Origin of the sequence: Paraburkholderia suaedae (genome assembly GCF_040812055.1) — a bacterium.
In the GTDB taxonomy this organism is placed as follows: Bacteria; Pseudomonadota; Gammaproteobacteria; order Burkholderiales; family Burkholderiaceae; genus Paraburkholderia.
This window is the reverse complement of record NZ_JBFOAH010000026.1, coordinates 32712-55375: the sequence shown is the minus strand read 5'-3', so window position 1 is coordinate 55375 and position 22664 is coordinate 32712. Positions and strand designations below refer to the sequence as shown.

Sequence of the window (22664 nt, the reverse complement as noted above, 5' to 3'; positions counted from 1 at the left end):
GCTTTCCTGCCGAGCGGCGTAGCGTTAATCAGGACTTCGAAATTTTGCGGGCCTGCTGGTCCCGAACGCGCAGTACAAGCCGTTTTAGCCGCAACGGAGGCCGCAAGATCCTTGGCGCGGTGCTCGTCGACATCGGAGATAGAACGAGGCGTGCAGCAACTGTCGCCTGAGCGAAAAAGCTCGGCGAATCAGGCCAAAGCATCGGAACAAGGCCTGCTTGCGCCGCAGGTCGCGCAAGCCGCGGCGACTGATGCGCTTCAGCGCGGACTGCCTCGACGGGCCGATTCGGCAGAGCAAGCGCAACCTGCGGCGGTTCCTCGCACGCGCGCCGGGCGACTGGATCTTCGAATCGTTCAGCGAACAGCTCGTGTGTCATCGCGTGCGGCAATATCTGTCGGAGGCGCTGCCCGACCTGCCCGTGATCGACCAGGCAGCCGAGCACCTGCATTGCTCGGTGCGCACGCTGAGCCGCCACCTTGCCGCCGAAGGCACGACCTTTCAGGCGCTCAAGGACGAACTGCGGCGCGATATCGCGATCCAGCGGCTGACCGATACGCCGGATACGATCGCAGCGATCGGCGCCGATATCGGCTTCGACGATCCGAGCGCGTTTCATCGCGCGTTCCGGCACTGGACGGGGAGTACGCCGGGGACGTATCGGCGGCGCGCGTAGTGTTTTTTTAACCCGTTCCCATAACCGGCTCCCTTGGTTCGCTCCCCTGGCAGGCTCGCATGGGCAATTCCCATGAGCGGCTACCGTTGGGACCCTCGGCCGCCGGCATGCTCCGCCGCATCGGCCGGCACACTGGTTGCCCGCCGTTTCGTCGAAACCGGCTCACGCCAAACGCTTCTCGGGCCGGCCGTTTCCCGCAGCGCCGGCGCATCCCGTGGCCGGTTTTGTCACCAGTTGGGCCGAATATGACAATGGGAATCCGCCACCGCGGCATTACGATGGGCCACGACGTTGCCCGGCGCTGGCCGGCTTTGCCGCAGCCGCCCGGGCCGCGTGCCTCATTCACCGCCTGATTGGAACCTCGCCCATGAGCTATAACGCCCCCGTCAAGGACATGCTGTTCGTGCTGAAGGAACTCGCGGGCATCGACACCGTTGCGCAGTTGCCGGGCTTCGAGGAAGCCGGCTACGACACCGCGCAGGCCGTGCTCGACGAGTCCGCGAAGTTCTGCGGCGAGGTGCTGGCGCCGCTGAACGGTCGGGATCGAGCAGAAGGTGATGGGCGGCAACGTGCGGTGGACGCTGCATCACCTGCACGCGGACCACGAGATGCCGAAGCCGGCGTCGCAGCGCGAGCCGATCGCGTATCTGAAGCCGGACGGCGAGTTGACGTTGGACCGGCTGTCGTCGGTGTTCATCTCAAACAGGAACCACGAGGAGAACCAGCCGGCGCACCTGACGCTGAAAGATGCGAGCGGGCTGGTGAACCTGAACCTGCGCACGTATGCGGGGCCGCAGTGGCGCTTCTTCGTGAAGAACGACGACGGCAGCGAGCGCCTCGTGATCAACGCGCAGAACTGCGTGCACTGCAAGACCTGCGATATCAAGGACCCGACGCAAAGCATCGTGTGGGTCACGCCCGAAGGCGGCGGCGGGCCGAATTTTTCGAACATGTAACGCATTAACGCGCCTTCGTGCGCGAACGAACCGGAGCAGACGATGAGCAATGCAGCGAAAGAAGTCGTGGTCGTGAGCGGGGTGCGTACCGCGATCGGTGATTTCGGCGGCAGCCTGAAGGATTTCTCGCCGACCGACCTCGGTGCGAAGGTCGTGCGCGAAGTGCTGTCGCGGGCGAGCGTGCCGGGCGACGCGGTCGGGCATGTCGTGTTCGGCCATGTCGTGAACACGGAACCGAAGGACATGTATCTCGCGCGCGTCGCGGCGATCGACGGCGGCGTCGCGCAGCACACGCCCGCGCTGAGCGTGAACCGCCTGTGCGGCTCGGGGCTGCAGGCGATCGTGTCAGCCGCGCAGACGATCATGCTCGGCGACGCCGACGTCGCGATCGGCGGCGGTTCGGAGAGCATGAGCCGCGCGCCGTACAGCGTGCCGTCCGCGCGCTTCGGCCAGCGCATGGGCGATGCGAAGCTCGTCGACATGATGCTCGGCGCGCTGCACGACCCGTTCCAGTCGATCCACATGGGCGTGACGGCCGAGAACGTCGCGCGCAAGTACGGGATTTCGCGCGACGCGCAGGACGCGCTCGCCCTCGAGTCGCATCGTCGCGCCGCGCGCGCGATCGCGGAAGGGCGCTTCAAGGACCAGATCCTGCCCATCTCGATTCGCACGAAGAAGGGCGAGGTCGCGTTCGACACCGACGAGCATGTGCGTCACGACGCCGGCCCCGACGATTTCACGAAGCTGAAGCCGGTGTTCGCGAAGGAGGACGGCACGGTGACGGCCGGCAACGCATCGGGGATCAACGATGCGGCCGCCGCGGTGCTGATGATGAGCGCGGATGCCGCGCGCGCGCAGCGCGTGAAGCCGCTCGCGCGTCTCGTTGCGTATGCGCATGCGGGCGTCGATCCGGCCTACATGGGCATCGGCCCGGTGCCGGCGACGCAGAAGGCGCTCCAGCGCGCGGGCCTGACGATCGCCGATCTAGACGTGATCGAGGCCAACGAGGCGTTCGCCGCGCAGGCATGCGCGGTCACCCAGGAGCTCGGCCTCGATCCGGCGAAGGTCAACCCGAACGGGTCCGGTATTTCGCTCGGCCACCCGATCGGCGCGACCGGCGCATTGATCACCGTCAAGGCGCTGTACGAGCTCAAGCGCATCGGCGGGCGGTATGCGCTCGTGACGATGTGTATCGGCGGCGGCCAGGGGATTGCCGCGATCTTCGAGAACATCTGATAATCGAGCGCTCCACACCCGAACACACAGGAATCGTTCATGACCATAGAAACCGTCGGCGTCGTAGGCGCCGGAACCATGGGCAACGGCATTGCGCAAACCGCCGCCGTTGCGGGACTCAACGTCGTGATGATCGACGTCAGCGATGCCGCGATCGACAAGGGCGTCGCCACGCTGAAGGGTAGCCTCGAGCGGCTCGTGTCGAAGGACAAGCTCGACGCTGCCACGCGCGACGCCGCGCTTGCGCGCATCACGACGTCGACCGATTACGCGAAGCTCGCGGCGGTCGATATCGTGATCGAAGCCGCGACCGAAAACGTCGAGCTGAAGAGCCGGATCCTGAAACAGATCGAGTCCGTCGCACGGCCCGACGCGATCATCGCGACCAACACGTCGTCGATCTCGATCACCGCGCTCGCGGCGCTGCTTGCCGATCCCTCGCGCTTCGTCGGCATGCACTTCTTTAACCCGGTGCCGCTGATGCCGCTCGTCGAGATCATCCGCGGGCTCCAGACGAGCGATGCGGCTGCGTCAGCCGTGCGTGCGCTGACCGAGCGTTTCGACAAGTCGCCGATCGGCGTGCGCAACGCGCCGGGCTTTGTCGTGAACCGGATCCTCGTGCCGATGATCAACGAAGCGTTCTTCGTGCTGGCCGACGGCATCGCGTCGGCCGAGGAAGTCGACGCGGGGATGAAGCTCGGTGCGAGCCATCCGATCGGGCCGCTCGCGCTGGCCGACCTCGTCGGGCTCGACGTGTGCCTCGCCGTGATGGACGTGTTCCTGAAGGACTTCGGCGACACCAAGTATCGCGCATGCCCGCTGCTGCGCGAAATGGTGTCGGCCGGACGGCTGGGGCGCAAGACGGGGCGTGGGGTGTACGACTACAGCGAGTAATCGGCACGCCACGCCACTTCGCGCGGCGGCACTGCCGCGTTGACACCCGGGTCGGTTCGGATGGTGCGATCCAACAAGACCCAATCGCTCTATCGCGGCCACCCGTTCGCGGCGTCGATCATCAGCGAGCCGTGCGGCGGTACGTCCCGTTGCGGCTCAGCCTGCGCGACGTCGCGGAGTTGCTGTTCGAGCGCGGCGTGATCGTGAGCTACAAGACGAACCGCCGCTGGTGCGATCCGAAGATCGGCGCTTCTTCGTCGTTGTGATCGCTGGTGAATGCCGCGAATATTCTCTCCGCCATCGCCGAACACGGCGTCGATCATTTTTGTGCGGCACCGATTGTTCTCGCAGCCCTCGCGAGCTTGCCCCGGTCGGAACGGCAGCCGTTGCCTCGTCGTGTTGCGGGTCCTGACCGGCGGCTCTCCGGCGCCGGCAGCGGTTCTGGAGGCCGCTGGCGCCATCGGTTTCGACGTCGACCACGCCTTTGGCATTAGTGGGTTCGCCGGCACGCCGTTCAGCTGTGCATGGCACGACGAGTGGGATACGTTGTCGCCGGAGTTAGATTGAGTGTCCCAACAATTTGCTGGGCGGCTCATCGAACTGTGCATGCCGTAACTCTTGAGCACGTCCTGGAACTCGGCGCTGCAATACTGGCTCTGCGCTCCATCTTCACGTGGGCCAGTTCGGCGCGCAGCCGGGCAATTTCCATCTGTTCGGCTGACACCTGTTTGCCCGCCCCATTGAGCTTGCCCGCATCGTCGGCCTTGATCCACGCATTCAGCGTCTGCCTACTGATGCCCGGAATCTTCGCCGTCGCCGCCTGGCTCTGGCCGTTACGCACCATGCGCACCGCTTCAATCTTGAATTCCAGCGTGTACTGCGCCCTTGGGTTACCCATTGCTAAATCCTCCGTTGCTGAATGTTTTACACACTCTCAGCAACGGATACGTTTTTCGAGGGCAAGGTCAAAGCGTGAGGGAATCGCCCCCGATTTCATTGATGTAATCACACGTAAAGTTAGGTAGCCTAATAGTAATGGCATGCCGCAAAGCTAAATACTAAGCGTTGTGGACTGACTCGCCGCCTTTTGGTGCCGCGGTACCTCGTGCCCTCGTTCGGACTAGTCGGCTCGACCATGGGACCTTTTGCAACTTATCGTGTTTCAAAGCTATCAAAAAAAAATACAATGAAATTAGTTTGCATGACGAACGACATGTACCCGAAAGGCGAAGAATCTGATCTCCCTGATGCCAGTGCATCTGGCCAGGCGTTACCTCGAATCGTCCATTCCAGAAATTTTTGAAGGAGCTGTGGTGGAGCATGGCGTGAACATGATTTCTCCAAGATGATTCGCATAACTTAATAACGTCACGACTTGGAATTCGTATACAAAGAGGCGCAATGAACATGTCCTATATCACCAACTGGATGGTACCGGATTCTCCGCGCAGCGCCTCGAAACGACCTATCTCGCCTCTCGCGAGGACTTGCTTAGGACTGCGATACATATCGAAGTCTATACGTTTCCCATATCTGATTATTCTGAATTAATTTCATTAACACCAACATCGACATTATATGAACAACAAGTCCTATATCAGCATCTGGAGTGAAGCACTCGGAACATGGGTGGCGGCACCGGAATTCGCGTCGGCTCGCGGCAAGCGCAGCAAGTCACGTGTAGTGGCCGGAGCAGTCGCCACTTTCGTTGTGCTGGCCGGGATGTCGGGTGCAGCATCAGCCGGCGTAATCGGCACGCCGGCTCAGGCGACAAACGGGACCTACTCGGGAACGGGGGCGACTTCCGCATCCGCTACCGGGGGGGATGCGACAGCGGTTGGGGCGTCAGCGACTGCATCGGCCCAAGGAACAACAGCGATTGGAGCGGCTTCCCTGGCAAATGCGCAGAACGCTACGGCGCTTGGCATTCAGGCGACCGCATCCGGGTCGGGTTCGAACGCTACCGTGTCGGCCCCGAGCTACAGCGTGGGCGGCAAGACGGTCAGCAATGTGGGCGATGCAATTACCAACATCGATGGCCGTGTGACGGAGAACACGACGGACATCACGAAGCTGCAGGACCAGATGGGTGATGTCGGGACGCAATTGTCGGGCGCGGTGCAGTACGACCGCAACACCGACGGTTCGGTGAACTTCAATTCGGTGACGCTGGGCGGCGGCCTGAGCGCAGGTCCGGTGGTCCTGACCAATATTGCAAACGGCAAAAGCCAGTACGACGCGGTGAACTTCGGCCAGCTGTCGGCGCTGCAAGACCAAGTGACGGATCTCAATGGTCAGGTGTCGAGTCTCACCGGGCAGGTGTCGGGTAGCAAGCCGGGAAGCCCGTACTTCAACGCAACGGATGTTCCGTCGGCGAGCGGCAGCGATGGCTCGCAGGTCAATGCAGCGATGCCAGGTACTGGCGCGGGCAGCACGGCCGCCGGCGCCGGCGCGGCTGCTTCGGGGAACTACACGACGGTGATGGGTGCGAACGCCAGTGCGGCAGCAGACAACGCCGTGGCAGTCGGCGCCAATGCGGCGGCGACGGGCGCCAACTCGACGGCGATTGGTACGGGAGCGCAGGCAAGCAACACCAACTCGGTCGCGCTGGGCCAAGGTTCGACGACTGACCGTGACAACTCGGTGTCTGTAGGTTCGGGCACCCAGCAGCGTCAGATCACCAACGTAGCGGCCGGTACGCAGGACACGGATGCGGTCAACGTGGGCCAGCTGAACAGCTCGGTGTCGCAAGGCGTGCAGCAGGCCAGCAGCTACAGCGACCAGCTGTTCAACCAGGCGAACCAGGCCATCAACGACGTTGCCAGGAACGCCTACGCCGGTATCGCCGCGGCCATGGCGATGCCGAACATGACGCCGTCTGGCCCCGGCCGCACGATCGTCGCGGCGGGCGGAGCGACCTACAAGGGCGGCAGCGCTGCGGCAGTGGGCGCAACGTACCGCTCCCAGAACGGCAAGTGGCTGGTGAACGGCGCCGTCTCGGTCACGTCGACAGGTGATGCTGGCATGCGTGCCCAGGTTGGCTACGAGTTCTGATCGAGGAAATCCGAACGGCAAATCGGGCAGCACAAGCTGCCCGAAGGTGAAGTTGCACGGTCTGGCTGGTTAAGGCAGACCGTGCGTTTTTTAACCAAGCTGGCATGCCGTGACGGTATCTGCACGCACTTCGGGCGAACATCGTGACCGGCGACTCCCTTCTGAAGTCGAACCGCGGTCAGAGACAGTCCACGCCTGCAACGCTAGTCCGTCGAAACCGTTGACCCCTGTTCTAGCGCGAGAATCTCCTGTTTAACCGCCTGAAGTGTATTCGTGTGCATTTCGTGGTCCCTTCGGATTCGCTCCGTCGGCCCAACGACGGACAAGCCATAGAGGTCGTCCCCAATCTTCAGCGCGATCGCAACCGCTGACAGTTCCGGGGCGCTTTCCCCGAAGTTCACGCTCCAGCCACGGTCCTTTGCGAGCGACGCCTCGCAAACAAGCGCCGGCAAATCCGCGATCGTCGCTTCGGTGAAGCGTTCAAAGCTCAACTGGCTGCCGAGTGCCTGCTGCTCCTGCGCGGGCAGCTCGCCAAAAATCGCTTTGCCAATCGAATTCGCATACAGTGGCCGCAGTTCGCCAGGCTCGCGCGAGTAACGGATGGCCTTGGTCGACTCGACGACGTCGAGATATACGACCGCCGTGCCGTGAATCTTGCCCAGAACCGCAGTCTCGCCACTCGCATCGCGCAATTCGACTAATTGCGGATGCACCATCGCGACGACCGGATCGACTGCACCAATGGCGTTCGCCAGTAATTGCAGTCGACGTGTCGGATAGTAGCCGCCGCGCTTTCTCATCTCATACAGATAGCCGCGGCTCACGAGCGTGCGCGCCAGCGCCAGACAGCTCGACATCGGCACATCCATCAGGCGCGCGAGTTCGGTCAGCGAAAGCGGCCGCTGTTCGGTGGCAAACAGCTCGAACAGGTCGAGCGTGCGGGCGACAAGTTTGACGTCCATGGGCAGTGGTCGATTCATTGACGGATGGTTGCGCGCACTGCAGATGCGCTGTCGCGCGCGCCTCTAGTACGACTTCGGCAACCCCAGCACCTTTTCTGCGATGAAACAGAGGATCAGTTGAGGGCTAACGGGGGCGAGCCTTGGAATCATACACTCGCGCAGGTACCGCTCCACGTGGTATTCCTTCGCGTAGCCCATCCCGCCGAGCGTCGCAATCGCCGTCTGGCAAGACTGGAACGCGGCCTCGGCCGCCAGATACTTTGCCGCGTTCGCTTCAGCGCCGCAGGGCTTGCCGGCGTCGTACAGTGTCGCTGCTTTCAGCACCATCAGGTTGGCCGCTTCGAGTTGCATCCAGGCCTGCGCGAGCGGATGCTGGATGCCCTGGTTCTGCCCGATCGGCCGGCCGAACACGACACGCTCCTTCGCATACTGGGTCGCCCGCCGCAACGCCGCCTGGCCGAGCCCGATCGCCTCGGCTGCAATCAGGATGCGCTCAGGGTTCAGTCCGTGCAGCAAATAGCGGAAGCCCTCTCCTTCCTCACCGATGCGGTCCGCCACCGGCACCCGCAGGTTATCGATGAAAAGCATGTTTGAATCGACCGCCTTGCGGCCCATCTTTTCTATTTCGCGTACTTCGACGCGCGAGCGGTCAAGCTCTGTGTAAAAGAGGCTCAGGCCGTCGGTCGGTTTGGCGACCTGTTCCAGTGGCGTAGTGCGCGCGATGATCAACATCCGGCTAGCGACCTGAGCGGTTGAAATCCAGATCTTGCGGCCGGTCACCACGTAGTGATCGCCATCGCGAATCGCCTGGGTTTTCAGGTGCGTCGTATCGAGTCCGGCGTCGGGCTCGGTCACTGCGAAGCAGGCTTTATCGCGTCCATCGATCAGTGGCGGCAGAAAGCGCTGCTTCTGCTCCTCGCTGCCGAACACCTGCACGGGATTCAACCCGAAGATGTTCATGTGTACTGCCGAGGCACCCGAGAGGCCCGCGCCCGAGCCGCTGATCGTGCGCATCATCAGCGCGGCCTCGGTCATGCCAAGACCCGCGCCACCATACTCCGGTGACATCGCAATACCGAGCCAGCCCGCATCCGCCAGCGTGCGGTGGAACTCGTGCGGAAAGCCACCTTCACGGTCGCGCTCCAGCCAGTATTCGTCGTCATATTTTTCGCAGATCTTTTCGATTGCCGACTGGATGGATTGCTGATCATCGGTGAAGTCGAAATTCATGTGAGGTGTCCTATGTTGTACCTGCAACTGCGCGCAATCAAAGCGGAAACACACTGACCACTACCGCGGCAAACACCATCAGAACGGTAGCGGCAAAGAGAAATGGAATCGTGAACTTTTGATGTTCGGCCAGTTCCACGCCGGTCAAGCCGACTATCAGAAAAGTTGCAGGGGTGAGCGGACTAATCGGGAAGCCGGTCGTCATCTGCCCGAGCAGCGCAGCCTGCGCCATCTGCACAGGCGGTACGCCAAGCAGTTTGCCGCTTTCGGCCAGCACGGGCAGGATGCCGAAGTAGAACGAATCGGGATCGAAGAGGAGGCTGAGCGGCATGGATACGAGACCCAGCACAAACGGCATGTGGTGTGCATGCTCGACCGGCACATGGTGGACCACGACCTGCGCCATCGCGGTCAGCATGCCGGTGCCGGACATGATGCCGGTGAACGCACCGGCCGCAAGCAGCACGCTCGCCATCATCAGCGCAGCCTTCGCATGCGCGTCGATACGCTCGCGCTGCTGCTGCACATTGGGGTAGTTGATGATGAGCGCCGCCACCGTGCCTATCATGAACATCACCATCGGGTCGGCGATGCCGGACACGAGTGTCGCCAATACCACCAGCGTCAACGCGCAGTTGATCCAGAAACGTCCCGGACGGCGCAGCGCCTGTTCCTCCGGCGTCAGCTCGCGTAGCGTGATCGCCGCCATCGTGGCGCTCGCGCGGTCGAAACCGAGGCGCTTTTCCTCGCGCTTGCCGAGCATGAACGCGGTGCCAAAGACAAAGCACAGACCGACGATCTGCACCGGAATCATCGGATAGAAAATCACGGTGCCAGGAATATGAAGCGCCGCCGACGCGCGCAGCATCGGTCCTACCCAGGGCAGAAAGTTCACGCCGGCGGCCATCGAAGTCACACAAGCCAGTATCCGGCGGTCGAGTCCGAGGCGTGTGTAGATCGGCATCATCGCGGGCAGCGTGACAAGAAACGTGACTGCGCCGGAGCCGTCCAGGTGAATCAGCAGCGCGAGCAACGCCGAGCCCATGACGATGCGTGTCGGGTTGCGACCCACCACACGCAACACACCGTTGATGACCGGGTCGAGCATTCCCGCGTCGGTCAAGATTCCGAAGAACAGGATGGCGAAGACAAACATCCCTGCGATCGGGCCGATGTTCTGCACGCCATGCACGATGTATTTGCCGGTCGACAGCCCGAAACCGGCGACGAGTGCCGCCAGAACCGGCACGAGAATCAGCGCGACCAATGGCGAAAGGCGTTTCGTGATGATCAGCCCGAACAGTGCGACGATAGCAATGGTCCCGATCAGCGCAAGCATGGGGCCGCTCCCTGGCAGGTCAGCAAGTGCATCGCGCACGGCGCGAACACGGCATTAGCGAATGAAGCAACGCGTGCGGTAGCGCCTCGCTGCGACGTCGGGAGCGCTGGCGCCCAATCACCCCATCCGGGCAGTTCGATCTTGTACATCTTTGTCTCCTGGGCGACCCGGGGCCGCCTGTTGTGATCTGGTTTTTGAAGACGGATCAGGCGGGCGGGTCATCAGTGCGACCCTGGCAACCAAACACCTGCTCCATGTGCTCGTTCAATCCGGGCGGCCTGGTGCGGTACGTCGCAGGTGTACGGCTCAGCTTGATCGGTGAGGCGATGCCGCGATAGCTTCCGATCTCCACGCGCATGCCACGATGGGCGGTGTGTGGATGATCGAGCGCCGCGCCCAGCGCAAGCACCGGCGCGCACGGTACCCCCTTGCGGATCAACGTGTCGGCGAGCGCTTCTCCGTCCCGGCAGGCGAGGTGCTTTTCGAGTTCCGCACGCAGCTCGCGACGATGCGTGCTGCGCATGCTGTTGTCGGTAAAACGCGGATCGCTAGCGAGGTGGGGCGCGTCGATGACCGCACACATAGCGGCGAACTGCGAGTTGTTGCCGACCGCGAGAAAGATGTCAGCGCCGGCGGTATGAAACAGGTCGTACGGCGTGATATTCGGATGGGCGTTGCCGGTACGCCGAGGCTCTTTACCGGAATAGAAGTAGTTGGGTGTATGCGGGTGCAGGATCGACAGCGCGCTATCGAACAGCGTCGATTCGACGAACTGTCCGCGTCCGCTGGTCTCCCGCTCACGCAACGCCATCAGGATGCCGAGCGCCGCGTTGAGTCCGCTCACCATGTCCACGACCGGAACACCCACGCGTAGGGGCGCTCCACCGGCTTCGCCGTTGACGCTCATCAAACCGGTCAAAGCCTGTACCGCAGCGTCGTAGCCCGGCAGCGCACCCAATGGTCCATCTGCGCCAAAGCCCGACACGCGACAATGCACCAGTCGGGGAAAGCGCACATGCAAAGTCTGTTCGTAGCCCAGACCCCAGCGTTCGAGCGTGCCGACCTTGAAGTTCTCGACGAGCACGTCGGCCGTCTGAAGGAGGGTGAGCAGCTTCTCCTGTTCATCGCGCTGCGTGAGGTCGAGCGTCACGCCCAGTTTGTTGCGGTTGACGCCCAGAAAATAAGACGCCGTATCGCCGTCGAACGGCGGCCCCCATGTGCGTGTTTCGTCTCCTGACGGTGGTTCGATCTTGATGACCTCGGCGCCGTGATCGGCCAGGATCTGCGTGCAATACGGTCCGCCCAGCACACGCGACAGGTCGACCACGCGCAAGCCGCTTAATGATCCAAAGTTCGGCGACACATTCATTCTCCTGTTTCCGGTAATAGGCGCCGGAATTTGATCGAGGGATTTTCTCGTCCTGCGCGGTGTTTCACGCCGGTACTTCGAAGATACGTAGTACTAATCACAATGAAGACAGCTGACCGCTCATCCCGGAGCTTTCTGCTAACCGACGCCGCTCGCAGGCATTGGCGACATGCCCCACTGTTTCCTCACGCGTTTTGCGGTTCAGACGTCGTGTGCATGGCCCGTACGCAATACATGCGTCCACCGACCGGGCGCGATGAAACGGGCACGGGTACTGCCGGCAAGCATGACGCCGGGCTAATTCGTGTCCAAGAATTTATATTCACACCGGTGAATAGGCATGTCAAGGGCGCCGTTCGCATTGCGTCCAGGTGTTTTCCCTTGGTATGGCGCTGTTCCATTGGTCGTGGACGACCGACGGATCGCCCGGTAAACTGCGATCCACGGACGGTGCGGCGTGTGAAAGGCGAAGGTATGGGCCAGGATCAGTTCGGGCCCGCATACGGCGGCGACGTCAAAACAGGGCGACTAATCTGAACCGCCGATCAGCACATTCACTGCTGACCTAAGCCGGATAGGCGGACAGCGGACGACGGATTGCGCACCTGCGAAGGCGCAAATTCATCGGCGTTTCGACCGCTCGATGCTTGCCGGTCGCTGCGCGGACTCGCGCCGAAACGCGCGCGATAGGTCCGCGAAAAATGCGAGGGCGACTCGAATCCGCACGCCACGCAGATCGCCGTAATGGACATGTCGGTCTGCTGCAGCAACTCGCGCGCACGCGTGAGGCGCAGTTGCAGATAGAAATGCGTCGGCGTGTCCTTCAGTGACGCGCAGAAGAGCCGCTCCAGTTGCCGCCGCGTCACGCCGATCTCCAGGGCGAGCTGATCGGGTGCGAGCGGTTCTTCCATATGCCTTTCCATTGCGCCGATCACCTGAATCAGTTTGCGATTGTGCACGCCGTAGCGTGCCGCAATCTCCATGCGCTGATGGTCCGAGCGCTGCCGGATACGGCTCACCACGAATTGCTCGGAGACCGCCGAGGCCAGCGCCGCGCCATGCGCGCGGCCGATCAGATCGAGCATCATATCGATCGACGCCGTACCGCCCGCACACGTAATGCGTCGCGCGCCGATTTCGAATAGCTCCTGGGTTGCGTGCAGCGACGGATAGCGCTCGCGGAATGCCGACAGCGCTTCCCAGTGCACCGTCACGCTGTGCGCGCCGCCGAGCAGTCCCGCTTCCGACAGCACGAAACTACCGGTGTCGATGCCGCCGAGTGTGGCGCCCGCGCGCTCGAAGCGCTTCAGACAATCGCCCAGCGAGCGTGTGTAGCAGGCGAGCGGCTCGAAGCCCGCGACGACGAAAAGCGTCCGCACCGCATCGAGGCCGCCGATCGCGACATCCGCGTTGATGGAAATGCCGTTGCTGGCAGCCACCGGCGCGCCGTCGAGGCTCACAATGCGCCAGCGGTACAGGTCGCCGCGAAAGCGGTTCGCCACTCGCAACGGCTCGACCGCAGACATGAAGCCGATCGCCGAAAAGCCGGGCAGCAAGAGGAACGATATATCTTCAGGCATTGTGCAAAGACTCGCTCAGACCACGGGAACACCTGCGGATGCGGATGCCTCGCGCAGCGTAGCAAGCAGTACGCTAGCCGGCAAGGCGCGCCAAAATCACCGGCCGACCACGCGGCGCCGCACGCCGAACGACGCAGCTTTACTCTCAGTGTCGCGTGGAAGCAAGAACGGGTCGCCGCCAGTCGCTTTGGCCGGGATATGGGGCAGTAACGTTACGTCATTGTGCAGTTCAGGCATTACATGAGCCGTATCGCATGTCCGGGGCCGCTTGCGGTTAATTTGCTTGTGCGCAGGCGCGGCTGGGTTCGCAACACGCTGTCCATCGTGTCAGAGAGGAAAGGTCATGAAGCCAAGTATTAACGCCGCGCTTGCCCGCCTTGCGTGCCTCGCGGCCGCCGTTATCTCACTCCCAGTCCTCGCGCAGGACCCGGCTGCATGCCGCGCGGTGCATTTCGCCGACATCGGCTGGACCGACATCACGTCGACCACCGCGCTTGCGTCGACCGTCTTCGAGGGACTTGGCTATCGGCCGGTGACGACCGTCGCGTCCGTGCCCATTTCGTTCGCGGGGCTAAAGAGTAAGCAACTGGACGTGTCGCTCGGCTACTGGTGGCCCGTGCAGGAAAAAGCGATCGCGCCGTTCGTCGAATCGAAATCGATCCAGGTGTTGCAGCCGCCTAACCTGACCGGCGCCAAAGCCACGTTCGCCGTGCCGAGCTACGAGTACGATGCGGGCCTGAAGACTTTCGCCGACATCGCCAGATATCGCGATCAGCTCGATGGAAAGATCTACGGCATCGAGCCGGGCAGCAGCGCGAACGCGGCAATCCAGAAGATGATCGCCAATAATCAGTTCGGCCTTGGCGGTTTCAAGCTGGTTGAATCGAGCGAAGCGGGCATGCTGGTCTCGGTCGACCGGGCGATCCGCGAGAAGAAGTGGGTGGTCTTTCTCGGCTGGGAGCCTCATCCGATGAACATCCAGATCGATATGAAATACCTCACCGGCAGCGACGGCGTGTTCGGTCCGAACGACGGCGAAGCACGCGTTTATACGCTGACGTCCCCCGACTTTCTGACGCGATGCCCGAACGCAGGCAAGCTCGTGAGCAATCTGCGCTTTTCGACGCAGCTCGAAAACGTGGTCATGCAATCGGTGATGAACAAGGAAAAGCCCGCCGATGCCGCCAAAGCATATCTGAAGAAAAACCCGCAAGTGCTGGATGCATGGCTTGCCGGCGTCAAGACTTTTGACGGCAAAGACGGCTTGCCCGCGGTGAAGGCCTATTTGGGTCTTTAATGTCCGCCCGCCCATTCAATCCACAGGAATCAGCTCGCATGAATCATGAAGTCATCGTGACCTGCGCGGTCACCGGCGCAGGCGATACCGTCGGCAGGCATCCGGCCATTCCGGTCACGCCGAAGCAGATCGCCGAGGCCGCCATAGAAGCCGCGAAGGCCGGCGCGACCGTTGCACATTGCCACGTGCGCGATCCGAAAACCGGACGTGGCAGCCGCGATCCGCAGCTGTATCGCGAGGTGGTCGACCGCATTCGCTCCTCGGGCACGGACGTCATCATCAATCTCACGGCCGGCATGGGCGGCGATCTCGAGATCGGTCCCGGTGAAGACCCCATGCGCTTCGGCGCGGGCACGGACCTGGTCGGTGGACTGACACGTCTCGCGCACGTGGAGGAGTTGCTGCCGGAAATCTGCACGCTCGATTGCGGCACGCTCAATTTCGGCGACGGCGACTACATCTATGTATCGACGCCCGCCCAATTACGAGCCGGCGCGCAGCGCATCCAGGAACTGGGTGTGAAACCGGAACTGGAGATCTTCGATACCGGCCACTTGTGGTTCGCCAAGCAATTGCTCAAGGAAGGTTTGCTCGATGCGCCGCCGCTCTTCCAGATTTGCCTCGGCATTCCGTGGGGCGCGCCCGCCGACACCACGACGATGAAAGCGATGGCCGATAACCTACCGCCCGGCGCGCAATGGGCAGGCTTTGGCATCGGCCGGATGCAGATGCCGATGGTCGCGCAGGCGATGCTGCTCGGCGGCCACGTGCGCGTCGGCCTCGAAGACAACATCTGGCTCGACAAAGGAGTGCCTGCTACGAACGGCACGCTGGTGCAACGCGCGGTCGAAATCATCGAACGACTCGGCGCACGCGCGTTGACACCAGCCGAAGGACGCCGCAAGCTGGGTCTTCCCGCGCGCGGCGAGCGTCAACTCGAGCGACGTCGCGCGGGACAGTACGCCTGATTCCAGGCAAGGCGTGCGCGACGCAATTAGCAACCGGTACTAAGGAAACCTTATTAATGACAGTGATCGTCGATATCAAAACATTCGCGGCAATCGGCGTGGGCGTCATCGGCAGCGGCTGGGTGGCGCGCGCGCTAGCGCACGGGCTCGACGTCATCGCGTGGGACCCGGCGCCAGGCGCGGAGAAGCAACTGCGCGAGAACATCGCGAACGCATGGCCGGCGCTGGAACGCGTGGGTCTTGCAGCGGGCGCTTCCCTTGAGCGATTGCGCTTCGTTCAGACGATCGAGGCCTGCGTCGGGCAAGCGGATTTCATTCAGGAAAGCGCGCCCGAGCGCGAGGAATTGAAGCTTGCCCTGCACGAACAGATCAGCCATGCGGCGAAGCCGGACGCGATCATCGCTTCGTCGACGTCGGGTCTGCTGCCGAGCGACTTTTACGCGCGGGCAATCAATCCGCAGCGTTGCATCGTCGGGCATCCGTTCAATCCGGTGTACCTGCTGCCGCTCGTCGAGGTGGTGGGCGGCGAAAGTACCGCGCCGGAAACGATCGACGCCGCGCTGCGCGTGTATGGCGCCCTCTCGATGCGGCCGCTGCACGTTCGCAAGGAAGTACCCGGCTTCATCGCCGACCGACTACTCGAAGCGCTGTGGCGCGAGGCCTTGCATCTGGTCAACGAAGGGGTGGCGACCACCGGGGAAATCGACGACGCGATCCGTTTCGGCGCGGGCATCCGCTGGTCGTTCATGGGCACGTTCCTGACGTACACGCTGGCGGGCGGCGACGCGGGCATGCGTCATTTCATGCAGCAGTTCGGCCCGGCGCTGGAATTGCCCTGGACTAAACTGGTCGCGCCGCAACTGACGGATGAACTGATCGAGCGCGTCGTGGATGGCACCGCCGAACAAGTCGGGCCGCGCTCGATCAAGCAACTCGAACGCTATCGCGACGATTGCATTACGAGCGTACTGGCGGCAATTGCGCAGGCGAAGGCGCGGCACGGCTTGCGTGCGGCGGAGTGACGCTGCCGCGCATAGGCCGGCGCGCAGCCCGCTTTAACAATCAACAGGAGACGATTTCCCCATGCCGCAACCCGCTGCCCTGCCGGACTACCGCGATACGGTGCGACGCGAATGGGTCGATTACAACGGCCATTTGCGCGACGCATTCTACATGCTGATTTTCAGCTTCGCGAGCGACGCGCTGATCGAGCGGATCGGTTTGCCGGACGCGGTACGCAAAGCGCGCCAGCGCTCCATGTATACCCTCGAAGCGCACATCAACTATCTGCATGAGATCAAGGAAGGCACACAAGTGCGCGTCGACATGCGGGTCCTCGGGCACGATGCCAAACGGCTGCATCTGTACCTCGAAATGTTTGCCGGTGACGCAAAGGAACTCGTGGCCGCCGGCGAGCAGATGCTGCTGCATGTCGACACCAGTGGCCCACGCAGCGCCGCATTCGACCCGGATGTCGCGGCGCATGTGCGCGCATTGGCCGACGCGCATGCCGCGTTGCCGCCTGCCGCGTTTGCGGGTCGCGTGATCGGCTTGCCTGCGGCCATCAAGGGCAACGGGGGCGAACATGCTTGAGCCAAAGATGGCCTCGTTCATCGAAACAAACCACGCAAGCGCGGGCCCGACTGCTTGAGCATCGGCGCGGCCGCGTTGAACGAGCCAGGCGCAAACAGCGCGCCTGGCGCTGCGGCCCGCTGGACCGCACCACATCGATTGCGCGGCTCGACGTTCGCCGTTGCCACGGCGACGTGCGTGATGCCCGCATGGCCGATCTTCCCAGCAGACTCGCAACGGAGCCGAATGGCTGGCTTTGATCGGAACGCAGGTTCTCCAGAGTCCGGCCACTGCGCGCGGCGATGCGCCGGAGCGCCGGCTCCAGTTGGTCCGACGCGATACCGTGCGACCGCCGTGTCTTCGGCGGCCGCAACGGGTGAAGCGCGCACAGCGATCATTAGCTCAGGACGAGCCGGTGGCCAACAGGTAGAGGGCAGGAGGCGTCGTACTCAGTTCAGCGCGACTGCGGCTGCCGCGCTCACCGGCGAACCCTCGATCGCCACGGACCGCGCACCGTCCGGTCCGAGCGGCACGTCGCCGACTAGCGTGGTGCGATACAACTGCCGGTCGAAGTCGAGATCGAAGATGTCGGTGGGTGCAAGGTGAGCCGTCGTGCGGTTGTCCCAGAAGGCGACGCTGCCCGCCTCCCATTTGAAGCGGACCGTGAACTCGGGCCGCGTCACGTGTTCCCAGAGCAGTTCGAGCAGCACCTGGCTCTCGCGCGGCGTCACGCCCACGATCGACTTCAGGAAGCTCGGGCTCACATAGAGCGCCCTTTCGCCGGTTTCCGGATGCGCTCTGACGAGCGGATGTTCGGTGACGAGAATGCGTTGTTCGACGGCTTTCACAAACGCTTCGGTGCCACTCGCGCCGACCGGGGGCGTAAAGCGATGCAGTCCCCGCAGGCCGTCGACGAATGCGCGCAACGGCGCGGAAAGCTTCTGATAGGCGGCCACCAGGTTGGTCCACTGCGTATCGCCGCCGTAAGGTGGAATCGTCACACCGCGCAGGATCGACGCCCAGGGCGGATTGACTGCGGCGGTCACGTCCGTATGCCAGCCCGTCCACGGTCGCAGCAGCGCTTGCCCTTCGAAACGCGTGGCCTGGCGGTGCCTGGAGATCGAATAGACCTCCGGGTGACCCTCGACATGCCCGAACACCAGATGCCCCAAGGTCAGCTCGCCGAACTGCGCCGAGAACGCGACATGTTGTTCGTGAGTCAGGAACTGCTCTCGAAAGAACACGACGCGCCATTCAAGCAGCGCCGCGCGAATCTCCGCGATCTGGCGCGCGTCGAGCTTGCGCGTGAGATCGACACCGCGAATCTCAGCGCCGATATGCGCGGAAAGCGGGTTGACCTGAATCGACTGCGTTTCCTGCAATGCGGCTGCGCTCATGCGAGGCTCCTGGCGAAAGAGGATGGGGCGGGCCCCTGTTTTGCCGCGTCGGTATAGCGGTTCGCAGGTCGCGGAAGCCCGAGATTTTCGCGCAGCGTGCGCCCCTCGTATTCAGTGCGAAAAAGTCCGCGCCGTTGTAGCTCGGGCACCACCCGTTCGGCGAACTCCGTCAAGCCGCCCGGCAACCACGGCGACATGATGTTGAAGCCATCGGCGCCTTCTTCTTCGAACCATTGTTGCAACTGGTCGGCGATGCTGTGCGGCGTGCCGACGACTTGATGGTGCCCGCGCGCGCCGGCAATACGCAGGTACAGATCGCGAATGGTCAGGTTTTCGCGCCGGGCCAGATCGAATAGCAGGCGTTGACGGCTCTTGCCGCCGTTAGTTTCCGGCAACTCCGGCAGCGGCCCGTCGACCGGGTACTGAGACAGGTCGACGCCGCCCGACATATTCGACAGCAGCGACAAACCGACGGTCGGATGAATCAGGTCTTGCAGCGCGGCGAATTTCGCGTCGGCCTCTTCCTGCGTGCGGCCGATGATCGGAAAAATGCCAGGCATGATCTTCAGATGATCCGGCGCGCGGCCGTACTTCGCGAGGCGGCCTTTGACGTCGCGATAGAACGATTGCGCTTCATCGAGCGTCTGGTGGGCGACGAAGATCACCTCCGCGGTTTGCGCGGCGAGCTCCCGTCCCGCTTCCGACGCGCCGGCCTGCACGACGACCGGCCATCCCTGCGGCGAGCGCGCAACGTTCAGCGGGCCGCGCACATTGAAATGCTTGCCGGCGTGATCGAGCACATGGAGCTTGTCCGCGTCGAAATAGACGCCGCTCTCCTTGTCGCGGATAAATGCGTCGTCTTCCCAGCTGTCCCAGAGACCTGCCACCACGTCGTAGAACTCGCGCGCGCGTTCATAGCGGAGCGCGTGCTCCGGATGGCGCTCGAAACCGAAATTGAGCGCCTCCGATTCGGTGCTCGACGTGACGAGATTCCAGCCCGAGCGGCCGCCGCTCAGATGATCGAGCGACGCAAATTTGCGTGCGAGGTTGTACGGTTCGTTGAACGTGGTCGACACGGTCGCGATCAGGCCGATGCTTTCCGTCACGACGGAAAGCGCCGACAACAGCGTCAACGGTTCGAAATGATCGGCGCGCGCGGTGCGCGATAGCGCGGGCAGGTACGTGTCGCGTACGCTTACGCTGTCGGCGAAAAACACCGCGTCGAATCTGGCGCGCTCGGCGATCTGCGCGAGTTGCGCGTAATGCGCGAAATCGAGGCCGCCGCCCGCGTGTGCATCCGGATGCCGCCATGCGGCGATATGGTGGCCCGTTTCCATCAGGAAGGCGCCCAGTCTGATTTGCCGCTTCTGGCGATTGTCACCGCGCATCGTTTGCTCCGTTGAGAAATGGTCTGGGGTGGAATGTCGTGCGCGTCACCATGCGAGCCGCCATTCGGTGATCCGGCGGCTCGCCGGCGCAATGCGCTTGCCGCCGTGTGGCGCGTCGTCCTCGTTAGCTTCGCGGCGCTCGCCATCGTGCTCGGCAAAATCGGCCAGCACTTCGTCGCGCAAACGAATGAACCGGGGGTCGTTACGCTCGCGTGGGCGCGGCAACGCGACATCGACGATCCGTTTGATGCGGCCGGGCCGCGGCGCCATCGTGACGACGCGATCGCCGAGGTAAAGCGCTTCGTCGACATCGTGCGTGACGAGAATCATCGTGATGCGCTCGTGTTCCCAGATGCGTTGCAACTCGTTTTGCAAACGACTGCGCGTGAGCGCATCCAACGCGCCGAAGGGTTCGTCCAGCAGCAGCACGCGCGGGCGGTTGACGAGGCCGCGCGCGATCGCCACGCGTTGCGCCATGCCGCCCGATAACTGATGTGGAAACGCATTCTCGAAGCCGTTCAGGCCGACGAGTTCGATGTGCTGTGCGACCGCATCGCGTTTTTCGCGCGCCGACAGCGGCGCGTTACGCAACGCGGCGAGAATGTTTTGAGACGCCGTGAGCCACGGAAACAGCCGGTGATCCTGAAACACGATGCCGCGCTCGAGCGACGTATCGCCCACCTTTTCTCCGGCCACCACGATATCGCCGGTGTAATCGGTATCCAGTCCAGCGATTAGCCGCAGCAAGGTCGACTTGCCGCAACCGCTCGATCCGAGCACGCTGACGAATTCGCCGGGGCGCACCCGCAGGCTGATGTCGTCGAGCACCGCGAGCGCTGTGCCGTCCTGCTGCGCATAGCGCTTGCTCACGTGAAGAATGTCGATGCTTTCGGCAAGCGTGGAAGAAGTCATGGGTGAACCTTTGGCGGTTTTGAGGGCGAATGCGTGGATGTGGGCTGTGGTGTGTTTATCGCGCCGGCACCTGCAAGCGGCGCGCAAAGATCGCCCGTTCTGCCGCGCGTGCCAACGCGTTCAGCGCCCAGCCGGTGATGCCGACCACGATCACGCCGAACAGCACCAGATCCATGCGGAACTGCTCGCTGCCGTCGATCAACGTATTGCCGATCCCGCTGCCCGCCACCAGCAGGTACTCTGCGCCGAGCGTGGCGAGCCACGAGTAGATCAGCGCGAGATAAAGGCCGGTGAAAATCGACGGCAGCGCGGCCGGCACAATGACGGCGCGGATCAATTGCCAGCGCGAATAGCGCAACGCGCGTGCGACTTCGATGTAGGCGTGCGGCACCGCATGAATGCCGTCGCACGTATGGGCGGCAACCGGCAGCAAGGCCGCGAGCGACAGGAACACCACCTTCGCCGCGTCGCCGAGACCGAACCATACGGAAATCAGCGGAATCCATGCAAACAGCGAGACCTGCTTGAACGTGTCGAAACTCGGGCCGATCATGCGGGTCGCGAGCCGCGAGAAGCCGAGCACGCTGCCGAGCAGCAGGCCGCCCAGCGTGCCGATCAGGAAGCCGCTTGCTTCGCGTGCGAGCGACGCGCAGAGCGCCCTCAACAGAGCGCCGCTGACGATCTGCTGCCAGGCGGTGGCCAGCACCTGCGCGGGGCTGACCAGCAGGCCGCTTTTGATCAGGTGCGCTTCCGAGACGGCCCACCAGATCGCGATGGCGACGATGGGCAACACGGCGCCGCGCCAGTCGACGCGTGCAAGCCGCGGCCGACGCGGCCCGACCGCGCGCTGGAAAGAAGCGGGCGCGTTGCCGCAGTCGCACGACGTAGCGCTTGCCGGCTTTGAGCCGGCGCTGCGCCTGAAAATGGCAAGACTCATCGTAGATACCTCATAGGCCGTGCATGTCGGCGTTTTGCACCACTACCCGCGAAACGCCGACGGTTGACCGCGCCGCAAACGGGCTTCGAGTGCGTCGAGCGAACGGTTCATCGCGTAACCGATCGCGCCGACCACCACCACCGACGCCATCACCAGGTCGAGCTGAAAGAGCTGCCGCCCATAGACGATCAGATAGCCGAGCCCTTCAGAAGAGGCCATCAGTTCGACGACCACCAGCGTGAGCCAGGCCTTGGTCAACGCGAGCCGCAAGCCGGTGGCGAGTGTCGGCACCGCAGCAGGCACGACGAGATAGAAGATGCGTTGCCAGCCGTTGTATTGGAAGACGCGAGCGACTTCATCGAGCGAGGCAGGTGTCTGGCGGAATCCTTGTAGCGTGCTCAACGTCACAGGAACGAGTGCGGCATGCGCGATGAGCATGTATTTGAGCGGCTCACCCACGCCGACGAGCAGCAGCAGAAACGGCAGCCAGCCCAGTACCGGAATCTGCACGAGCGCATTGAAAGCTGGCAACACGTAGGCTTCGAGGGTGCGCGACAGACCGAGCGCCGCGCCGAGCGCAAAACCGAGCAGCGTGCCGGCGGCAAAGCCGATCAAAACGCGTTGCACACTGATCAGCGTATTGCTGAGCAGGTCGCCGCTTCTCGCGAGCCCGACGAACGTGTCGAAGACGCGCTCGGGCGGCGGCAGGATCTGCGGCGCGATCCAGCCGCTCGCACAGCCCACTGCCCACAGGCCGAGCAGCACGGCGGGCAATACGCCCGGCGCGAGCCGCCAGGCGAGAGCGCGCAAGCGTGCCTTGCCATAGAGCGGCACGCGCGGCGCCGCGGCAGCGTGGCCGAGCCCTTCGCGCTCGACATGGAGTAGGGTTTCGCTCATCGT

At 63.1% G+C, this 22664-nt stretch carries 17 protein-coding genes and 6 pseudogenes; 12 read left to right on the top strand and 11 right to left on the bottom strand.

Annotated features, from left to right (window positions below; all coding sequences use genetic code 11):
• Nucleotides 1-241 precede the first annotated feature (241 nt).
• The 7 genes and pseudogenes from ABQJ48_RS28710 to ABQJ48_RS28680 all read left to right on the top strand — a co-directional run.
• A pseudogene (locus tag ABQJ48_RS28710) lies at nucleotides 242-673 on the top strand (helix-turn-helix transcriptional regulator); the annotation flags it as partial.
• 367 nt (nucleotides 674-1040) lie between these two features.
• Nucleotides 1041-1232, top strand: a pseudogene (locus ABQJ48_RS28705) (acyl-CoA dehydrogenase N-terminal domain-containing protein); the annotation flags it as partial.
• Nucleotides 1210-1629 (top strand): annotated as a pseudogene (locus tag ABQJ48_RS28700) (4Fe-4S dicluster domain-containing protein); the annotation flags it as partial. The pseudogenes ABQJ48_RS28705 and ABQJ48_RS28700, both read left to right, overlap by 23 nt.
• 42 nt (nucleotides 1630-1671) lie before the next feature.
• Nucleotides 1672-2865 (top strand): beta-ketothiolase BktB, encoded by a 1194-nt coding sequence (gene bktB / locus ABQJ48_RS28695; protein WP_367841333.1) that lies wholly within the window; start codon nucleotides 1672-1674, stop codon nucleotides 2863-2865.
• 39 nt (nucleotides 2866-2904) lie between these two features.
• Nucleotides 2905-3759, top strand: coding sequence for a 3-hydroxybutyryl-CoA dehydrogenase (locus tag ABQJ48_RS28690; protein WP_367841332.1), 855 nt, complete (start codon nucleotides 2905-2907; stop codon nucleotides 3757-3759).
• 60 nt (nucleotides 3760-3819) lie between these two features.
• A pseudogene (locus ABQJ48_RS28685) lies at nucleotides 3820-4010 on the top strand (IS6 family transposase); the annotation flags it as partial.
• A 21-nt stretch (nucleotides 4011-4031) separates the two neighbouring features.
• Nucleotides 4032-4317: pseudogene (locus ABQJ48_RS28680) on the top strand (acyl-CoA synthetase); the annotation flags it as partial.
• A gap of 100 nt (nucleotides 4318-4417) precedes the next feature.
• On the opposite strand, the pseudogene ABQJ48_RS28675 reads toward ABQJ48_RS28680, so the two are convergent.
• Nucleotides 4418-4657, bottom strand: a pseudogene (locus tag ABQJ48_RS28675) (transposase); the annotation flags it as partial.
• Nucleotides 4658-5337: 680 nt separating this feature from the next.
• Between ABQJ48_RS28675 and ABQJ48_RS28670 the strand changes: the two are divergent.
• The gene (locus ABQJ48_RS28670) at nucleotides 5338-6813 is read left to right on the top strand and encodes a YadA family autotransporter adhesin (protein WP_367841331.1); all 1476 of its coding nucleotides are present in this window, start codon (nucleotides 5338-5340) and stop codon (nucleotides 6811-6813) included.
• A 203-nt stretch (nucleotides 6814-7016) separates the two neighbouring features.
• Here ABQJ48_RS28670 and ABQJ48_RS28665 read toward each other — a convergent pair whose 3' ends face one another.
• The 5 genes from ABQJ48_RS28665 to ABQJ48_RS28645 all read right to left on the bottom strand — a co-directional run bounded on the left by ABQJ48_RS28665 (nucleotide 7017) and on the right by ABQJ48_RS28645 (nucleotide 13293).
• Nucleotides 7017-7775, bottom strand: coding sequence for an IclR family transcriptional regulator (locus ABQJ48_RS28665; RefSeq protein ID WP_367841330.1), 759 nt, complete (start codon nucleotides 7773-7775; stop codon nucleotides 7017-7019).
• Between the two features lie 63 nt (nucleotides 7776-7838).
• Nucleotides 7839-9005: an acyl-CoA dehydrogenase family protein gene (locus ABQJ48_RS28660; RefSeq protein ID WP_367841329.1), complete on the bottom strand. Its 1167-nt coding sequence runs from the start codon at nucleotides 9003-9005 to the stop codon at nucleotides 7839-7841.
• A 37-nt stretch (nucleotides 9006-9042) separates the two neighbouring features.
• Nucleotides 9043-10344, bottom strand: a complete 1302-nt coding sequence (locus ABQJ48_RS28655; RefSeq protein WP_367841328.1) for a CitMHS family transporter — start codon at nucleotides 10342-10344, stop codon at nucleotides 9043-9045.
• 205 nt (nucleotides 10345-10549) lie between these two features.
• Nucleotides 10550-11707 (bottom strand): CaiB/BaiF CoA transferase family protein, encoded by a 1158-nt coding sequence (locus ABQJ48_RS28650; protein ID WP_367841327.1) that lies wholly within the window; start codon nucleotides 11705-11707, stop codon nucleotides 10550-10552.
• A gap of 560 nt (nucleotides 11708-12267) precedes the next feature.
• On the bottom strand, nucleotides 12268-13293 hold the full coding sequence (locus ABQJ48_RS28645) for a GlxA family transcriptional regulator (RefSeq protein ID WP_367841326.1): 1026 nt from the start codon (nucleotides 13291-13293) through the stop codon (nucleotides 12268-12270).
• 343 nt (nucleotides 13294-13636) lie between these two features.
• Here ABQJ48_RS28645 and ABQJ48_RS28640 point away from each other — a divergent pair, with 343 nt between their 5' ends.
• The 4 genes from ABQJ48_RS28640 (at nucleotide 13637) to ABQJ48_RS28625 (ending at nucleotide 17151) form a co-directional block, all read left to right on the top strand.
• On the top strand, nucleotides 13637-14590 hold the full coding sequence (locus tag ABQJ48_RS28640) for a choline ABC transporter substrate-binding protein (RefSeq protein WP_367841325.1): 954 nt from the start codon (nucleotides 13637-13639) through the stop codon (nucleotides 14588-14590).
• A 38-nt stretch (nucleotides 14591-14628) separates the two neighbouring features.
• Complete coding sequence (gene cdhC, locus ABQJ48_RS28635) at nucleotides 14629-15558, top strand: 3-dehydrocarnitine:acetyl-CoA trimethylamine transferase CdhC (protein ID WP_367841324.1); 930 nt, start codon at nucleotides 14629-14631, stop codon at nucleotides 15556-15558.
• A gap of 56 nt (nucleotides 15559-15614) precedes the next feature.
• Nucleotides 15615-16580 (top strand): L-carnitine dehydrogenase, encoded by a 966-nt coding sequence (locus ABQJ48_RS28630; protein ID WP_367841323.1) that lies wholly within the window; start codon nucleotides 15615-15617, stop codon nucleotides 16578-16580.
• A gap of 61 nt (nucleotides 16581-16641) precedes the next feature.
• The gene (locus ABQJ48_RS28625) at nucleotides 16642-17151 is read left to right on the top strand and encodes a thioesterase family protein (protein WP_367841322.1); all 510 of its coding nucleotides are present in this window, start codon (nucleotides 16642-16644) and stop codon (nucleotides 17149-17151) included.
• A 428-nt stretch (nucleotides 17152-17579) separates the two neighbouring features.
• Here ABQJ48_RS28625 and ABQJ48_RS28620 read toward each other — a convergent pair whose 3' ends face one another.
• Genes ABQJ48_RS28620 through ABQJ48_RS28600 form a run of 5 tightly spaced genes read right to left on the bottom strand, consistent with a single transcriptional unit; the run spans nucleotide 17580 to nucleotide 22661 of the window.
• On the bottom strand, nucleotides 17580-18527 hold the full coding sequence (locus tag ABQJ48_RS28620) for a TauD/TfdA dioxygenase family protein (protein WP_367841321.1): 948 nt from the start codon (nucleotides 18525-18527) through the stop codon (nucleotides 17580-17582).
• Nucleotides 18524-19915 carry an LLM class flavin-dependent oxidoreductase gene (locus tag ABQJ48_RS28615; protein ID WP_367841320.1) on the bottom strand — a complete coding sequence of 464 codons (1392 nt, stop codon included), beginning with the start codon at nucleotides 19913-19915 and terminating at the stop codon, nucleotides 18524-18526. The genes ABQJ48_RS28620 and ABQJ48_RS28615 overlap by 4 nt, the downstream gene beginning before the upstream one ends.
• A 45-nt stretch (nucleotides 19916-19960) precedes the next feature.
• A complete protein-coding gene (locus ABQJ48_RS28610; RefSeq protein WP_367841319.1) occupies nucleotides 19961-20827 on the bottom strand; it encodes an ABC transporter ATP-binding protein in 867 nt (288 codons plus the stop codon).
• A 55-nt stretch (nucleotides 20828-20882) separates the two neighbouring features.
• Nucleotides 20883-21764, bottom strand: coding sequence for an ABC transporter permease (locus ABQJ48_RS28605; RefSeq protein WP_367841318.1), 882 nt, complete (start codon nucleotides 21762-21764; stop codon nucleotides 20883-20885).
• A 42-nt stretch (nucleotides 21765-21806) separates the two neighbouring features.
• Nucleotides 21807-22661 carry an ABC transporter permease gene (locus ABQJ48_RS28600; RefSeq protein WP_367841317.1) on the bottom strand — a complete coding sequence of 285 codons (855 nt, stop codon included), beginning with the start codon at nucleotides 22659-22661 and terminating at the stop codon, nucleotides 21807-21809.
• Between the last annotated feature and the right edge of the window lie 3 nt (nucleotides 22662-22664).

What these genes read in the sequence shown, in the direction of transcription:
- bktB (WP_367841333.1), top strand. Translation starts at nt 1,672, where the DNA reads ATGAGCAATGCAGCGAAAGAAGTCGTGGTCGTGAGCGGGGTGCGTACC.
- ABQJ48_RS28690 (WP_367841332.1), top strand. Translation starts at nt 2,905, where the DNA reads ATGACCATAGAAACCGTCGGCGTCGTAGGCGCCGGAACCATGGGCAAC.
- ABQJ48_RS28670 (WP_367841331.1), top strand. Translation starts at nt 5,338, where the DNA reads ATGAACAACAAGTCCTATATCAGCATCTGGAGTGAAGCACTCGGAACA.
- ABQJ48_RS28665 (WP_367841330.1), bottom strand. Translation starts at nt 7,775, where the DNA reads ATGGACGTCAAACTTGTCGCCCGCACGCTCGACCTGTTCGAGCTGTTT.
- ABQJ48_RS28660 (WP_367841329.1), bottom strand. Translation starts at nt 9,005, where the DNA reads ATGAATTTCGACTTCACCGATGATCAGCAATCCATCCAGTCGGCAATC.
- ABQJ48_RS28655 (WP_367841328.1), bottom strand. Translation starts at nt 10,344, where the DNA reads ATGCTTGCGCTGATCGGGACCATTGCTATCGTCGCACTGTTCGGGCTG.
- ABQJ48_RS28645 (WP_367841326.1), bottom strand. Translation starts at nt 13,293, where the DNA reads ATGCCTGAAGATATATCGTTCCTCTTGCTGCCCGGCTTTTCGGCGATC.
- ABQJ48_RS28640 (WP_367841325.1), top strand. Translation starts at nt 13,637, where the DNA reads ATGAAGCCAAGTATTAACGCCGCGCTTGCCCGCCTTGCGTGCCTCGCG.
- cdhC (WP_367841324.1), top strand. Translation starts at nt 14,629, where the DNA reads ATGAATCATGAAGTCATCGTGACCTGCGCGGTCACCGGCGCAGGCGAT.
- ABQJ48_RS28630 (WP_367841323.1), top strand. Translation starts at nt 15,615, where the DNA reads ATGACAGTGATCGTCGATATCAAAACATTCGCGGCAATCGGCGTGGGC.
- ABQJ48_RS28625 (WP_367841322.1), top strand. Translation starts at nt 16,642, where the DNA reads ATGCCGCAACCCGCTGCCCTGCCGGACTACCGCGATACGGTGCGACGC.
- ABQJ48_RS28620 (WP_367841321.1), bottom strand. Translation starts at nt 18,527, where the DNA reads ATGAGCGCAGCCGCATTGCAGGAAACGCAGTCGATTCAGGTCAACCCG.
- ABQJ48_RS28615 (WP_367841320.1), bottom strand. Translation starts at nt 19,915, where the DNA reads ATGCGCGGTGACAATCGCCAGAAGCGGCAAATCAGACTGGGCGCCTTC.
- ABQJ48_RS28610 (WP_367841319.1), bottom strand. Translation starts at nt 20,827, where the DNA reads ATGACTTCTTCCACGCTTGCCGAAAGCATCGACATTCTTCACGTGAGC.
- ABQJ48_RS28605 (WP_367841318.1), bottom strand. Translation starts at nt 21,764, where the DNA reads ATGAGTCTTGCCATTTTCAGGCGCAGCGCCGGCTCAAAGCCGGCAAGC.
- ABQJ48_RS28600 (WP_367841317.1), bottom strand. Translation starts at nt 22,661, where the DNA reads ATGAGCGAAACCCTACTCCATGTCGAGCGCGAAGGGCTCGGCCACGCT.